Source organism: Halomonas bluephagenesis, assembly GCF_054790765.1.
Genome location: NZ_CP133631.1, coordinates 3,865,764 through 3,881,668, shown reverse-complemented (window position 1 = coordinate 3,881,668; position 15,905 = coordinate 3,865,764). Strand labels below are relative to the sequence as shown.

At 51.1% G+C, this 15,905-nt stretch carries 7 protein-coding genes, 2 tRNA genes and 3 rRNA genes; 2 read left to right on the top strand and 10 right to left on the bottom strand.

Annotated elements, in window-relative coordinates; translation table 11 throughout:
• Nucleotide 1: 1 nt before the first annotated feature.
• Nucleotides 2-1,315, top strand: coding sequence for a guanine deaminase (guaD, locus tag REH51_RS17640; protein ID WP_009724269.1), 1,314 nt, complete (start codon nucleotides 2-4; stop codon nucleotides 1,313-1,315).
• A 528-nt stretch (nucleotides 1,316-1,843) separates the two neighbouring features.
• Here the strand turns inward: guaD and rrf are convergent.
• The 5 genes from rrf to REH51_RS17615 form a co-directional block, all read right to left on the bottom strand.
• A 5S ribosomal RNA gene (gene rrf / locus REH51_RS17635) occupies nucleotides 1,844-1,959 on the bottom strand.
• 141 nt (nucleotides 1,960-2,100) lie between these two features.
• A 23S ribosomal RNA gene (locus REH51_RS17630) occupies nucleotides 2,101-4,992 on the bottom strand.
• A gap of 228 nt (nucleotides 4,993-5,220) precedes the next feature.
• Nucleotides 5,221-5,296: transfer RNA gene (locus REH51_RS17625), tRNA-Ala, on the bottom strand.
• 184 nt (nucleotides 5,297-5,480) lie between these two features.
• Nucleotides 5,481-5,557 (bottom strand) — tRNA-Ile (locus tag REH51_RS17620).
• A 191-nt stretch (nucleotides 5,558-5,748) separates the two neighbouring features.
• A 16S ribosomal RNA gene (locus REH51_RS17615) occupies nucleotides 5,749-7,281 on the bottom strand.
• The 16S, 23S and 5S rRNA genes sit together here with 2 tRNA genes alongside, the layout of an rRNA operon.
• Nucleotides 7,282-7,691: 410 nt before the next feature.
• Here REH51_RS17615 and REH51_RS17610 point away from each other — a divergent pair.
• A complete protein-coding gene (locus REH51_RS17610) occupies nucleotides 7,692-8,678 on the top strand; it encodes a cytochrome-c peroxidase (protein ID WP_498936466.1) in 987 nt (328 codons plus the stop codon).
• Nucleotides 8,679-8,712: 34 nt separating this feature from the next.
• Here REH51_RS17610 and REH51_RS17605 read toward each other — a convergent pair whose 3' ends face one another.
• The 5 genes from REH51_RS17605 to REH51_RS17585 form a co-directional block, all read right to left on the bottom strand.
• Nucleotides 8,713-9,705, bottom strand: coding sequence for an adenosine deaminase (locus REH51_RS17605; RefSeq protein ID WP_009723388.1), 993 nt, complete (start codon nucleotides 9,703-9,705; stop codon nucleotides 8,713-8,715).
• Nucleotides 9,706-9,720: 15 nt separating this feature from the next.
• The gene (gene cydC, locus REH51_RS17600) at nucleotides 9,721-11,448 is read right to left on the bottom strand and encodes a thiol reductant ABC exporter subunit CydC (protein ID WP_009723389.1); all 1,728 of its coding nucleotides are present in this window, start codon (nucleotides 11,446-11,448) and stop codon (nucleotides 9,721-9,723) included.
• Nucleotides 11,445-13,124: a thiol reductant ABC exporter subunit CydD gene (gene cydD / locus REH51_RS17595; RefSeq protein ID WP_498936464.1), complete on the bottom strand. Its 1,680-nt coding sequence runs from the start codon at nucleotides 13,122-13,124 to the stop codon at nucleotides 11,445-11,447. Before cydD ends, cydC begins: the two co-directional genes overlap by 4 nt.
• A gap of 182 nt (nucleotides 13,125-13,306) precedes the next feature.
• Complete coding sequence (locus REH51_RS17590) at nucleotides 13,307-14,722, bottom strand: cytochrome ubiquinol oxidase subunit I (RefSeq protein WP_009723391.1); 1,416 nt, start codon at nucleotides 14,720-14,722, stop codon at nucleotides 13,307-13,309.
• Between the two features lie 201 nt (nucleotides 14,723-14,923).
• Nucleotides 14,924-15,898 (bottom strand): calcium/sodium antiporter, encoded by a 975-nt coding sequence (locus REH51_RS17585; protein ID WP_009723392.1) that lies wholly within the window; start codon nucleotides 15,896-15,898, stop codon nucleotides 14,924-14,926.
• Nucleotides 15,899-15,905: the final 7 nt, after the last annotated feature.

Sequence of the window (15,905 nt, the reverse complement as noted above, 5' to 3'; positions counted from 1 at the left end):
TATGAATTCCTCAATCGATACGCTCATCCGCGCTGAAATTGTCAGCTTTGCACGCGACCCAGGTAATGAAGATCTGCCTCAGCCGGGTAGCCTAGAGCATTATGGCGACGGGGTACTTTGGCTAAAAGGTAGCCATATTCATGCTGTCGGCCATTATGGTGATCTCGCTCACCAACTGCCCAGCGACGCCCACGTTATTGATTATCGTGGCAAGCTAATTATGCCCGGCTTTATCGATACCCATGTTCACTATGTGCAGCTAGACATTATGGCTTCCTACGGCAGGCAGCTACTTGATTGGCTAAATGACTATACGTTTCCTGAAGAGTGCCGCTTTGCCAATCATGAACATGCAGAAGCACTATCGAACGCTTTTCTAGATGAAATGCTTCGCGCAGGAACGACAACAGCCCAAGTATTTGGCTCCAGTCATCCTGGCTCCGTGGATGCGTTCTTCACCGCCTGCCAAAAACGTCAGCTACGCATGCTGGTCGGTAAAGTATTAATGGATCGCAACGCACCTGACGCCCTAATGGATGGCGTGTCAGGGATTGCAGACAGTGAGCGACTTATTCAAGACTGGCATGGCAATGGCCGACTAGGTTATAGCGTCACACCACGCTTTGCGCCTACCTCTACCAAAATGCAAATGGATGCTGCCGGCGCCCTCTTACGCAATGACTCTAGCCTTTGGCTACAAACTCATTTGGCTGAAAACAGTGGGGAATTAGACTGGGTAGCCGAATTATTTCCTGGTAGCCGCGACTACTTAGCCGTTTACGAGGAAGCGGGGTTAGTCGGCCCCCGCAGCACCTTCGCGCACGGTATTCATCTGGATAACGATATGCGTAAACGCCTGGCGGATCGAGGCGCCAATATTGCCTTTTGTCCAAGCTCCAATCTTTTCCTAGGCAGCGGATTATTTGACCGAGAGGCAGCTAAGCAGACCGGTATGGCATTTACCTATGCTAGCGATATCGGCGCAGGCACCGATTTATCAGGGTTTGGGACGCTTAAAGCAGCCTACCAAGTGGGTCAACTATGCGGACAACCTCTTACCGCATGGCAAGGTTTTTATGGCTTAACCCATGGCAATGCAAAAGCCCTTTCTTTAGATAACTATATCGGACAGCTTGCCCCTTCCTACGAGGCAGATTTTGTAGTGATTGACCCTCACGCGACATCACTGCTGGCACGTCGAACTCAACACTGCACAACGCTCGGCGAGCGATTATTTACACTCATGATGCTCGCTGATGATCGCGCCATCTATGAAACTTGGTCAAATGGGCAGTGCCAGCACCAACGGGATTAATTTTAAGCATTGCCCCTCCCCTCATGCCCCCAGTATGCGTCCTTATTGAAGGGTAAGGCTCACGCAAAAAATCCCCAGGGCTTGCGCCCTGGGGATTTTTCAAATAGTTCATAACCAATAGCCCAACAACAAAAAACCCCAGCTTCATTGGAAGCTGGGGGTTTTCTTAATAAGTGCCTGACGATGATCCGGGCGGCGCTCCGCTACTCTCCAGGGGAGACCCCTAAAAAGCAAAACCCCGACCAAATGGCCGGGGTTTCTCAATAAGTGCCTGACGATGATCCGGGCGGCGCTCCGCTACTCTCCAGGGGGGACCCCTAAAAAGCAAAACCCCGACCAAATGGCCGGGGTTTCTCAATAAGTGCCTGACGATGATCCGGGCGGCGCTCCGCTACTCTACTCGTCTCATCCTGAGACTCGCCCTTCGGGCCCGCTAAAGCGGTTCCCGTTTGTTCCCGACAAACGGGGTCCAGGGGAGACCCCTAAAAAGCAAAACCCCGACCAAATGGCCGGGGTTTCTCAATAAGTGCCTGACGATGACCTACTCTCGCATGGGGAGACCCCACACTACCATCGGCGCTAAGCGGTTTCACTTCTGAGTTCGGCAAGGGATCAGGTGGTTCACGCGTGCTATGGTCGTCAGGCGTAACTGGTCATGTATATCATGCTGTGCTGTTACTATGTTTTGTGGCGTCTCTTTCGTCTCACGCCCTCCGTGTGTCACGTGGGCTTGAGTCGCGTATCCGGTTTTCGTTATCACTGCGACCAGACCCCTTGGGTGTTATAGGGTCAAGCCTCACGGGCCATTAGTACACGTTAGCTCAACGCCTTGCAGCGCTTCCACACCGTGCCTATCAACCAGCTGGTCTCGCTGGGCCCTTCAGGAGGCTCTAGGCCTCAGGGATGTCTCATCTTGAAGGGGGCTTCCCGCTTAGATGCTTTCAGCGGTTATCCCGTCCGCACATAGCTACCCGGCAATGCCACTGGCGTGACAACCGGAACACCAGAGGTGCGTCCACTCCGGTCCTCTCGTACTAGGAGCAGCCCTTCTCAAACATCCAACGCCCACGGCAGATAGGGACCGAACTGTCTCACGACGTTCTAAACCCAGCTCGCGTACCACTTTAAATGGCGAACAGCCATACCCTTGGGACCGACTTCAGCCCCAGGATGTGATGAGCCGACATCGAGGTGCCAAACACCGCCGTCGATGTGAACTCTTGGGCGGTATCAGCCTGTTATCCCCGGAGTACCTTTTATCCGTTGAGCGATGGCCCTTCCATACAGAACCACCGGATCACTAGAACCTGCTTTCGCACCTGCTCGACGTGTCTGTCTCGCAGTCAAGCACCCTTATGCTCTTGCACTCACTGCACGATGTCCGACCGTGCTGAGGGTACCTTCGTGCTCCTCCGTTACTCTTTGGGAGGAGACCGCCCCAGTCAAACTACCCACCACACACTGTCCTCGATCCGGATAACGGACCTGAGTGAGAACGCCAATGATGCCAGGCTGGTATTTCAAGGTTGGCTCCCCTCGAACTAGCGTCCGAGATTCAAAGCCTCCCAGCTATCCTACACAGGCAACATCAGCGTCCAGTGTGAAGCTATAGTAAAGGTTCACGGGGTCTTTCCGTCTAGCCGCGGGTACACCGCATCTTCACGGCGATTTCAATTTCACTGAGTCTCGGGTGGAGACAGCGTGGCCATCATTACGCCATTCGTGCAGGTCGGAACTTACCCGACAAGGAATTTCGCTACCTTAGGACCGTTATAGTTACGGCCGCCGTTTACCGGGGCTTCAATCAAGAGCTTCGCCTTGCGGCTAACACCATCATTTAACCTTCCGGCACCGGGCAGGCGTCACACCCTATACGTCCGCTTGCGCGTTAGCAGAGTGCTGTGTTTTTACTAAACAGTTGCAGCCACCTGGTATCTTCGACCGGTTCGGGCTCTGAGAGCAAGTCTCGTCACCCTACGCCGGCGTGCCTTCTCCCGAAGTTACGGCACCATTTTGCCTAGTTCCTTCACCCGAGTTCTCTCAAGCGCCTTGGGATTCTCACCCTGACCACCTGTGTCGGTTTGGGGTACGGTCGCACATGATCTGAAGCTTAGAGGCTTTTCCTGGAAGCGTGGCATCAATGACTTCCTGACCGTGGTCAGTTCGTTTCGTGTCTCGGCCTTAGAGCATCCCGGATTTACCTAAGATGCAAGCCTACTCACTTTCACCAGGACAACCAACGCCTGGCTCACCTAGCCTTCTCCGTCCCCCATCGCAATCATGTCCGGTACAGGAATATTGACCTGTTTCCCATCGACTACGCCTTTCGGCCTCGCCTTAGGGGCCGACTCACTCTGCTCCGATTAGCGTCGAACAGAAACCCTTGGTCTTCCGGCGAGGGAGTTTTTCACTCCCTTTATCGTTACTCATGTCAGCATTCGCACTCGTGATACCTCCAGCGAACTTCTCAATTCACCTTCATCGGCTTACACGACGCTCCTCTACCGCTCACACCTAAGTGTGAACCCGTAGCTTCGGTACCTGGTTTAGCCCCGTTACATCTTCCGCGCAGGCCGACTCGACTAGTGAGCTATTACGCTTTCTTTAAAGGATGGCTGCTTCTAAGCCAACCTCCTAGCTGTCTGAGCCTTCCCACATCGTTTCCCACTTAACCAGGATTTCGGGACCTTAGCTGACGGTCTGGGTTGTTTCCCTTTTCACGACGGACGTTAGCACCCGCCGTGTGTCTCCCACGCTCGCACTCACCGGTATTCGGAGTTTGCCTCGGGTTGGTAAGTCGGGATGACCCCCTAGCCGAAACAGTGCTCTACCCCCGGCGGTGATACGTGAGGCGCTACCTAAATAGCTTTCGAGGAGAACCAGCTATCTCCGAGCTTGATTAGCCTTTCACTCCGATCCACAAGTCATCCAAATCTTTTTCAACAGATCCTGGTTCGGGCCTCCAGTTGATGTTACTCAACCTTCACCCTGCTCATGGATAGATCGCTCGGTTTCGGGTCTATATCCAGCGACTGTGTCGCCCAGTTAAGACTCGGTTTCCCTACGGCTCCCCTAAACGGTTAACCTCGCCACTGAATATAAGTCGCTGACCCATTATACAAAAGGTACGCAGTCACAGAACAAGTCTGCTCCTACTGCTTGTACGCACACGGTTTCAGGATCTATTTCACTCCCCTCTCCGGGGTTCTTTTCGCCTTTCCCTCACGGTACTGGTTCACTATCGGTCAGCCAGGAGTATTTAGCCTTGGAGGATGGTCCCCCGTCTTCAGTCAAGGTTTCTCGTGCCCCGACCTACTCGATTTCACATGATCAGACTTTCGACTACGGGGCTATCACCCGCTACGGCTGAGCTTCCCAGCTCATTCGCCTAATCAGTCACATGCTTAAGGGCTGGTCCCCGTTCGCTCGCCGCTACTAGGGGAATCTCGGTTGATTTCTTTTCCTCAGGGTACTTAGATGTTTCAGTTCCCCTGGTTCGCCTCTTACGCCTATATATTCAGCGTAAGATACTCATCTTATGATGAGTGGGTTTCCCCATTCAGAAATGCCCGGGTCACAGGTTGTTTGCCACCTCGCCGAGCCTTATCGCAGGCTTCCACGTCTTTCATCGCCTCTGGCTGCCTAGGCATCCACCGTGTGCGCTTCATTGCTTGACCCTATAACCCGAAGGAGTCTGGTGTCTCGCAATGATAACGATTGCCGGATACGCTTGAGACGTATCACAAAACAATTACGTATAAACGTTTTAAAAACGTTTATGTCAGCATGATATACATTGTTAAAGAGCGACTGTTCGATGAACAGTGATAAGACAACGCACTAGCTGCGCATGGCTTATCAATGGTCACAAAACATCAACAAACGGTGGGTAGTGTACTACATAATGGTGGAGCCAAGCGGGATCGAACCGCTGACCTCCTGCGTGCAAGGCAGGCGCTCTCCCAGCTGAGCTATGGCCCCATCGTATTGCTTTTTCCGGGTAATCTTATACAGAACAAGGCATTTTATGGCGACGCATAGCCTGCTATGCGGATCATAAAATAACGCCGTACTGGATAAAATATAATTTGTGTGAGACTAGGCAAAAGACGACAACGTGTAGCCTGCTACACAAGGAGTCTTTCAACGACGCATCACGCAAATTTGGTGGGTCTGGGCAGACTTGAACTGCCGACCTCACCCTTATCAGGGGTGCGCTCTAACCAACTGAGCTACAGACCCGGGCATTCAACTATCAGTAGGCACCATAAGCCTGTTAGCCGACCTCACCCTGCTTTCCATTTAAGGTCAGGGGGTGCGTTCTAACCAACTAAGCTACAGACCCTTATGACAGCCAAACTAGCTACCGTTTGCTCTATTATCTGATCAGGTAATTCATTGTGAGCGCTTACCGCGAGGGATGATGCATCGTTTAAGGAGGTGATCCAGCCGCAGGTTCCCCTACGGCTACCTTGTTACGACTTCACCCCAGTCATGAACCACACCGTGGTGATCGCCCTCTTGCGTTAGGCTAACCACTTCTGGTGCAGTCCACTCCCATGGTGTGACGGGCGGTGTGTACAAGGCCCGGGAACGTATTCACCGTGACATTCTGATTCACGATTACTAGCGATTCCGACTTCACGGAGTCGAGTTGCAGACTCCGATCCGGACTGAGACCGGCTTTTCGGGATTAGCTGACTCTCGCGAGCTCGCAACCCTTTGTACCGGCCATTGTAGCACGTGTGTAGCCCTACTCGTAAGGGCCATGATGACTTGACGTCGTCCCCACCTTCCTCCGGTTTGTCACCGGCAGTCTCCTTAGAGTTCCCGGCATTACCCGCTGGCAAATAAGGACAAGGGTTGCGCTCGTTACGGGACTTAACCCAACATTTCACAACACGAGCTGACGACAGCCATGCAGCACCTGTCTCTGCGTTCCCGAAGGCACCAAGTGATCTCTCACAAGTTCGCAGGATGTCAAGAGTAGGTAAGGTTCTTCGCGTTGCATCGAATTAAACCACATGCTCCACCGCTTGTGCGGGCCCCCGTCAATTCATTTGAGTTTTAACCTTGCGGCCGTACTCCCCAGGCGGTCGACTTATCGCGTTAACTTCGCCACAAAGTGCGCTAGGCACCCAACGGCTGGTCGACATCGTTTACGGCGTGGACTACCAGGGTATCTAATCCTGTTTGCTACCCACGCTTTCGCACCTCAGTGTCAGTGTCAGTCCAGAAGGCCGCCTTCGCCACTGGTATTCCTCCCGATCTCTACGCATTTCACCGCTACACCGGGAATTCTACCTTCCTCTCCTGCACTCTAGCTTGACAGTTCCGGATGCCGTTCCCAGGTTGAGCCCGGGGCTTTCACAACCGGCTTATCAAGCCACCTACGCGCGCTTTACGCCCAGTAATTCCGATTAACGCTTGCACCCTCCGTATTACCGCGGCTGCTGGCACGGAGTTAGCCGGTGCTTCTTCTGCGAGTGATGTCTTTCCTAGTGGGTATTAACCACTAGGCGTTCTTCCTCGCTGAAAGTGCTTTACAACCCGAAGGCCTTCTTCACACACGCGGCATGGCTGGATCAGGGTTGCCCCCATTGTCCAATATTCCCCACTGCTGCCTCCCGTAGGAGTTCGGGCCGTGTCTCAGTCCCGATGTGGCTGATCATCCTCTCAGACCAGCTACGGATCGTTGCCTTGGTGAGCCATTACCTCACCAACTAGCTAATCCGACATAGGCTCATCCAATAGCGGGAGCCGAAGCCCCCTTTCTCCCGTAGGACGTATGCGGTATTAGCCTGGGTTTCCCCAGGTTATCCCCCACTACCGGGCAGATTCCTATGCATTACTCACCCGTCCGCCGCTCGTCAGCGGGTAGCAAGCTACCCCTGTTACCGCTCGACTTGCATGTGTTAGGCCTGCCGCCAGCGTTCAATCTGAGCCATGATCAAACTCTTCAGTTTAAAATCATTGTGATGCTTACATGTCACTCGAAAGTCACATAAGTGCATCAAACTTGGCTCAAGGTCCAAACGAATTCATTTCAATTTACATTGTCATGACCGCTTGCCTTGATATTTGGTGATTTATCACCCTCATCGGCAAGCGCCCACATGAATTACCTGATCAAATTGTTAAAGAGCTATCGATTGGCGTTGCCGTTCGATGTGGGGCGTATTCTACTCATTTCTATTTATTCGTCAACACTTTTTTATCCTTTCTGATGAGTAAAATGAGCAAAAAGGATCGAATCTAAAATTGACCTAGCGCAAGCCTCTTTCTCCCCCTTCTTTCTAGACTGGCGCTAGCATTTCAATAGTGCTCATACAAAACAAAAAGCACGACACTTAACAGCCATCTGGAGGGGGATAATATGCAATTGTTTAAGAGTCCAGTTTATTTAGCAGGAGCTGCATTACTGATAGCTTCAAATATGACGCTGGCCGATGATGACATGGAGAATTATCGCCTTCGTTTTGAACCACTGCCACATCTGCCACCATTACCTGCTGAAAACTCTCAAACAGATGAGAAAGTAGAGCTAGGCAATATGCTATTTTTTGAACCACGCATTTCTGCAAGCGGAGTCATTAGCTGTGCCCCCTGCCATAACCCTGCGCTAGGCTGGTCTGACCGCATCCCCAGGGCAGTGGGCCATAACGGACAAATTGGCGAACGCAACACGCCGACTGTATTGAACAGCGGATTTTTAAATGCACAATTCTGGGATGGGCGCGAACCCGACCTCGAGGGACAAGCATTAGGACCCATCGAAGCCGATGTCGAAATGGCCATGCAGCTTGATCACGCGCTAGAACGGCTTGCGGAATTTGAGCTTTATCAAGATAAATTCGCGGAGGCTTACCCAAACCAAGAAGATCCTATTAATGCAGAAAACCTTGGAAAAGCACTCGCCGTGTTTCAACGGACACTTAATACACCGAATGCGCCTTTTGACCGTTACTTACAAGGCGACATGGATGCCATTAGCGAGCAAGCAAAAAATGGAATGGTCGCGTTTGTCGATAATGGTTGTATTGCCTGCCACCGCGGCCCTAATTTAACCGATAGTCAATTTCATGCTATTCAGGTACCTGGCTCTACAGACCTTGGCCGCTATATTGTCACCGGTGAAGAGGGTGATAAATACCGATTCCGTACACCCACCCTTCGCAATGTGGCCGTCACTTACCCCTATATGAATAACGGCGCAACACAAACGCTAGAGGAAGCTGTCGCGATCATGGGGCAAGAAATGTTGGGGCGTGAATTTGATACCACAACTATAGATGAGATTACTGCTTTCTTGCACACGTTAACAGGTGAAATGCCTGAATTTGACGTTCCTGCGCTTCCTTAAATGAGCCACCGCCGACCAGAAGTCGGCGGTCCTTTCATGCTTGCTCAAGGCGCAGCAAAAGCTCTTGGCGGCGAGGCTCATCAACAAAAGCTTCTTCGATTGCATTACGATTTAGCATGCGGAATACATCAGCATCCCAGCCAAACGCTTCAGCACAAGCAACATGATTTGTCAGCAACCCACCTCCAAAATAAGCAGGATCGTCTGAGCTAATCGTCACCTTGAGGTTTTCTTTCAACAACTGAGGAAGAGGGTGGTCTCGAAGATCATCAACCACCTTTAGACTGACATTAGAAAGCGGGCAAACCGTTAGTACGATTTGACGCTCCCTGAGTCGCTTAACCACTGCGTTACTTTCGAGACAGCGAACCCCGTGGTCAATTCGCTGAACATCGAGAAGGTCCAGCGCTTCAGAAATATATTCAGCGGGCCCTTCTTCTCCTGCATGGGCAACACGCACTAAGCCAAATTCTTTGGCTCGCGCAAAGAGTGCCTGAAACTTGAACGGGGGGTTACCACGCTCGGCACTGTCTAAACCAATCGCATCTAAAAACTTCCAATACGGTGCAGCGCTTTCAAGCACGCTGAGCGCTTCTTCAGCGGGACGATCACGCAAAAAAGCCATAATCATACCAACAGACAAATCAAGCGTTGCCTCCGCCTCTTTCTTGGCACGAAGCAAACCCGCCATCACTATCTCAAGAGGAATGCCACGCTGGAGGTGGGCCTGCGGGTCAAAATGCATATCAATGTGCACTACCCCTTCTCCACGAGCACGCTGGAAGTAATCTATCGCCAAGTCATAAAAATCCTGCTCCGTGCGCAGTACATTCATGCCTTGATAGTAAAGATTTAAGAACCCCTGAAGGTCATCGAACTCATAAGCTGCTTTTGCCTCTTCAACCGTTGCGTAAGGAAGCTCGATACCATTCCGCTTGGCAAGTTCAAACATTAGCTCAGGCTCAAGGGAGCCTTCGATGTGCAAATGGAGCTCTACCTTAGGAAGCTGAAGAAGAAATTCATGCATACGAAACTCCTAGCATTAGGATAAATTATTTCCAACATTATCAAGAGTATCCGTATTTAACTTCCCCTCAGCAAGTCGCCAGTGATAGTTAACGCCCGGCAACAAGCTCGGCTCTTCCACTTGATGAATAAAATAGATCACTGTTCGACCAATAAGCCAATGATCCAATGATTTAGCAATATGCATAGCGGTTAATGCATCCACACCGGCAAAAGGTTCATCTAATAGCACCACCGCTGGGTCGCGCAAGAAAACACGAGCCAATGCCACTCTACGTGCCTGTCCTCCTGAGAGCTGCTGGCCTTTTTCACCGACTTGAGTCTTAAGCCGCTTTGGCTGCTGCTTTACCCAATCATCTAGCGCAACTTGAGAGAGAACTTCCCACAGTTGATCATCGCTTGCCTCCGGGTTCGCAATACGAAGATTCGCTGCTAACGATCCATCAAAAAGATCAACTTGCTGAGTGAGCAAGGCAAAATGTTTGGCGCGGCTTTCCGCAATGACGTTAGAAGGCGCGCAACTGGCAACGTAAATCTGTCCCTGTGAGGACGATATTCTACCCATGATAAGACTAGCCAGCGTTGACTTGCCTGCCCCAGAGATACCCGTCACCACCGCTCGCTCTCCGGCTGGCAAGGTAAATGTAATATCAGAAAGCACAGAGTGGGCCGTATCAGGATAACGCAATGAAACATGGCGAAACGCCACTTCGTGTCCGCGAGAAGCGTCAGGCAAGACTTGCGATGGCGCCTCACTCGCTATACCAGTCAATGTATTTAAACGCCGAGCAGCACCATAGCTAGCACCAGCTTTAAGAAAGGCGGCGGGTAGCGTAGTGAATACTTCATTTATGCCCAGTACCGCGATAACCGCCATAACAACGATAGGCCCGGCCACCTGGCCAGCTGCAACAGTGAAGCTGCCCAGCCATAAAACACCTACCACCAGCATGCCGGTTACCGCCGATACGAGCGCATTGCCAATGGCCGACTTATAGGCCAACTGGCGTTGATTACTAAGCGCGTGGTCTTCGTGTTGATTAACCCGTGTACGATACCAATGATTAGTTTGGTAGCTCATTAGCTCCGCCGAAGCTTGTACTTGATCAAGCACCAGATGGCGTAACTCTTCTTGGTCGTTAACTTGCTGATAGCTATTGCCAAAACCAAGCCACGCATAACCAACCGTTACCACAAGCCATAGCACACTTAGTACAGCTGCTATCAAACCGCCCAACACAGGCAGCCAGATAGAGATAAAGCCGGAGACAACAAGTATGCTTAACAGTCCAACAAACGGTGGGATTAGCAATCGTAGATACAGATTATCAAGCGTATCAATATCCGACGTTAAGCGACTTAGCCATTCACTAGCACGGCGGCGCTTAAGCGTTGCTTCATCCAACCTTGTTAAATTGCCAAACACGCGGTAGCGCAAATCAGCTAACAACGTCAGTACAGTGTTGTGGTTATAAAGGCGCTCCGCGTAACGCGCCACCGTTCGCAACAGTGCAAAGAAACGAATACCACCGCCGGGAACATAAATATCCAAAGTGACGGGCAAACCAGCCGCCAGCGCTATACCGGCCAGCGCGCACGCAGTAATAAACCAACCTGACAGCCCTAATAAGGCCAAGCCGGCCAGAAGCGTTACCCACACCAATAACGCGCCAACAAAAAAACGCTGACGACGGCGCAGAAGTATCAGCAGCCACGGCTTCATATCATGATAAAACTGCTTCATGCGGTCGCCTCGATAAGCTGACCTGCTTCACAGGTAAAGTGGCGATTAGCAACAGCCACCACCGCAGGATGATGCGTTGCGATTACTAGCGTACGGCCTTCCTTTGCCCAATCTAACAACGCTTGAATGACGGCCTTCTCGGTAATGGCGTCTAAGCTCGCCGTTGGTTCGTCTAACAAAACTAGTTGCGCCTCGCTAAGGTATACACGCGCCAGTGTAAGGCGTTGCGCTTGGCCACCAGACAGCCCTACACCACGCTCGCCTACCTTACTTTCCAGGCCATCAGGCAACTGAGACAACAACTCGCCTAGCCCCGCCCGCTGCAGCGCTTGGGCCATTGATGCTTGATCCGCCTCAGGAGCGGCCAAGCGTAAGTTATCGGCAAGAGTCCCCTGAATGATACAAGGGGTTTGATCCAGCCAGGCAACTTGGCCACCGTGACGATAGCGGCACTCGCCGCTGCTAGGCATCATAAACCCAGCCATTAAGGCTAGGATGGATGATTTACCGCTACCCGATTCACCGGTGATGGCAACCACGTCACTTCGTCGAATAGTGGCGTCCAGAGCAGCCAATACCGTGGCGCGACCCTCATACCCAATGTCAACCCCACGAAGCTCAATGACAGCATCCTCAGCGTGAGGCATTGAAGAGGCTGAAGGGACTAGATCTGGCTCATTAAGTATTGCCACAACACTTTCAGCCGCTCCTAATGCTGCCGCGCGATCATGATAGTGCTGGGATAGCGTTCGCAGAGGCTGAAAAAACTCTGGCGCCAGCAGCAAAACGGCTAGCCCAGTAAAGAGGGTTAGTGACGACGATGGCCCATAGTCGATATAACCTAGCAGGCCAAAACCGACGTACATTGCTACAACAGCAATCGCAACTGATGCAAAAAACTCAAGCACTGCTGATGACAAAAAAGCTAATCGCAGCGTGCGCATGCTTAGTCGTCGATAGTCATCAGTGGCATACCAAACATCTTTTTGTGCTGACTTGGTATGGCCAAACAGTTGCAGTGTCGTCATTCCCCTGACCCGATCTACAAAGTGAGCTGACAAACGCGACACAGCCATGAATTGATCACGATTCAAACGCTCAGCGCCCATACCAACCAACGCCATAAAAAGCGGGATAAGCGGCGCTGAAAGCAATAAAAAGATGGCGACAAGGTAGTCCAGCAAGCCAACAATGCAAAGCACCAGTAACGGTAATGCGACGACAATCCTCATCTGCGGATAAAAGCGTGCGAAATAACCATCCAACGCTTCAACATGCTCTACCGCCTGGGTCGCTATCGCGCCACTCTGCTGGCGGGGAAGCCAAACTGGGCCAAGCGTCGCCACTTTATTTAGCAACATCTCTCGCGCATGCTGTCGAATACGGAGACTTGCCTCTGCACTACTGGCTTCTTGCATTGCTTGAAATAGTGAGCGAAGCAGCACCACTGCCATCAACCCAAAGAAAAAAGCTGTCAGTGATGTCGGTGAGCGGCCATGAATTACAAGCTGATCGATAACCCACGCAAGCCCCACCACTAGTAAAACCGTATGCCCCCCTGCAAGCACTCCCCATATCGCTGCTAGCGTGAGCTTTTTTTGCTCACGCCGAGCGAGTGATTTCAACCATGAGCGTGAGGTTAAGGACATTACCTGATCTGATTTAGATGTCGCCATAACGTTAGTGGCACTCCTCACTTGATGATCGCGCCTTGCCAACAATGGATATATCCAAGCCAAATACGTCCACAAGAGAACGCCTAACCAACCAGCCCCAACCGATATCAATCATATTTCGCTTCCGTTCCAAATGGGCCTGACAGGATTCATCAGTAGCGTTAAATCCAACACTTCCATATTTAGCTCCTTGCCGGATCAACATCCTCATCAAAAGGCGTATGCGCAGCTGAAAAGGGCCGCATCGGACGTTTGAAGTTTTCTGAAGTTGCCTCCCGTTCCTCTTCAGGCAGCATACCGTTGCGTACCACACGTGTTAGGTAATAAATGCCAGCGTAAAACACTACCGCGTATACCAGCACGTAGCCCACCAACGTAAACAGCGCCATTGGCCCAGTAAGAGAAGGCGTTAACCCTTCAGAATGCGTCATAATGCCGTATACCAACCAAGGAGCGCGCCCGGCCTCTGTGACAATCCAGCCTGCTAGCACCGCAACAAACGGCATGGGTATCATGAAGACCAATGCTTTCAAGTAGGCCGAATGTTGATACACCCTTCCTTTGCTACGCATAAGCAATCCAATAAGCGCAGTCGCAATCATTAATAACCCAATTCCCACCATCACTCGAAATGCCCAGAACACAATGAAAACCGGCGGCTGCTCATCTGGTGCTACCTCGGTAATGCCGGGAATCTCACCCTCAGGCGAATGAGTAAGAATAATGCTGGCTAGATTTGGAATGCCCAACTCAAAGTGATTTGCCTGTGCTTCCTGATCAGGAATTGCGAATAACAGGAGCGGTACGTTCGATGACGTTTCCCAGTGACCTTCCATTGCCGCCACTTTAGTTGGCTGATGCTCTAACGTGTTGAGGCCGTGAAAATCGCCAACCACAGCCTGCGCTGGGGCTAGGAACAACAGCAACCACAAACACATCGACAGCGCTCGGCGGTTAGCTTCTAGATCACGACCACGGAGAAGGAACCAAGCACTTACACCGGCCACCACGAAACCGCCGGTTAAGAATGACGCCATGGCCATATGAGCAAAGCGGTAGGGAAAGGACGGATTAAAAATCGCTTGTAACCACGAGGTCACATGGAAGCGGTTATCAATCAACTCCACGCCGGCTGGCGTGTGCATCCAGCTATTTGCCGACAAAATCCAGAAAGAGGAAATAAAGGTGCCCACAGCTACCATGATGGCTGCAAACAAGTGGACACCTTGAGGCACTTTACCGCGCCCAAATAGCAGCACGCCCAGAAAGGCCGCTTCCAAGAAGAAAGCTGTCACAACTTCATAGCTTAATACCGGACCTAGAAAGTTTGACGCAGCTAAGGAAAAGTTACTCCAGTTGGTGCCGAACTGAAACGACATGACAATGCCAGACACCACTCCCATGCCAAAGACAACCGCAAACACCTTTGTCCAAAACAACGATAGACGGTCCCAAGCGGGATTTTTAGTTTTAAAAAAAAGCCCATGGAGTAGCGCTATGTAAGATGCCAGCCCAATGGTGAAAACTGGAAAAATCGCGTGAAACGAAACTACAAAGGCAAACTGAATTCGTGATAGTACAAGGGGATCAAGCTCCATCACACTCTCCTAAGACCTGGATAAGTATCCCATTAACGGGCCACACAAGCTTAGTTGAGCCTCACTGGTGCTGCATTTTAGTGCTAAGAACGATGACAGCTGCAGCTACTAAGCTTGATCTTCGAATGTGTTGTAATTTGAGACTGTGACAAAAGCTATACACCACTAGTTCTTTTTATAGACCGCGTCACATTGACGCAGCTAAGACATCACTACGATGCTGACCATGTAGCCGGTATAAGCAATGAACATAGAGAACAATAAACCACCCTCGATACGGTTTATACGCCGTGGGCGCCCCCGCCAGGAGAAGGCAAAAAACACCATCATTAAGGTCATAAAGGTCATGACGCTCCAATCACGAATTAATACCTCGCGCCCCACTTCAATCGGTGTAATAACCCCTGCAAGGCCTACCACTGCCAAGCTATTGAATAAATTAGAACCCACTACATTACCTAACACCATATCATGCTCTTTGCGGCGCAAAGCACTAATAGAGGAAGCAAGCTCGGGTAGAGACGTGCCAATTGCAACAACGGTTAACCCAATAATTAAGTCGCTGACTCCAAAAGCTATCGCTATTTCGACCGCTCCCCACACTAAGATGCGCGAGCTTGCGATCAACAGTACCAACCCAATTAACGTCCACATAATCGCTTTGCCACGCGACATGGCCTTACTATCAAGCGCCTCTGCTACTTCACCGACTAGCGGATCATCTTGCTGTCCCCGTGAACGAACAATACTGACCCCAATAAAGAGCGCCAGCGCGCCTAGCAACAAGATGGCTTCTCCGCGAGAAATCCAACCGTCATATAGCATATAACCCGTTAGAAGCATGACACCTATCAACAGCGGCATCTCTTTGCGTATCACCCCCGAATGCACCGCTAAAGGAGCTATCAACGCAACAAATCCCAAGACAAGACCAATATTAGCGATATTGGAACCATATGCATTACCTATCGCTAAACCAGGATTTCCTTGTATAGCCGCCAACACTGACACCATCATTTCTGGTGCAGAGGTGCCAAAACCAATGACCAGCATGCCAATTAATAGAGGCGATAGCCCTAACCACCTTGAGGTAGCTGCAGCACCATCGATAAATTTCTCAGCGCTCCATACAAGAAGCACTAATCCCACGACAACAGCCAAAAAAGGGAGCAACATTATTTCA

Excerpts from the sequence above, each read along its gene's own strand:
- guaD (WP_009724269.1), top strand. The coding sequence starts at position 2 with ATGAATTCCTCAATCGATACGCTCATCCGCGCTGAAATTGTCAGCTTT.
- REH51_RS17610 (WP_498936466.1), top strand. The coding sequence starts at position 7,692 with ATGCAATTGTTTAAGAGTCCAGTTTATTTAGCAGGAGCTGCATTACTG.
- REH51_RS17605 (WP_009723388.1), bottom strand. The coding sequence starts at position 9,705 with ATGCATGAATTTCTTCTTCAGCTTCCTAAGGTAGAGCTCCATTTGCAC.
- cydC (WP_009723389.1), bottom strand. The coding sequence starts at position 11,448 with ATGAAGCAGTTTTATCATGATATGAAGCCGTGGCTGCTGATACTTCTG.
- cydD (WP_498936464.1), bottom strand. The coding sequence starts at position 13,124 with ATGGCGACATCTAAATCAGATCAGGTAATGTCCTTAACCTCACGCTCA.
- REH51_RS17590 (WP_009723391.1), bottom strand. The coding sequence starts at position 14,722 with ATGGAGCTTGATCCCCTTGTACTATCACGAATTCAGTTTGCCTTTGTA.
- REH51_RS17585 (WP_009723392.1), bottom strand. The coding sequence starts at position 15,898 with ATGTTGCTCCCTTTTTTGGCTGTTGTCGTGGGATTAGTGCTTCTTGTA.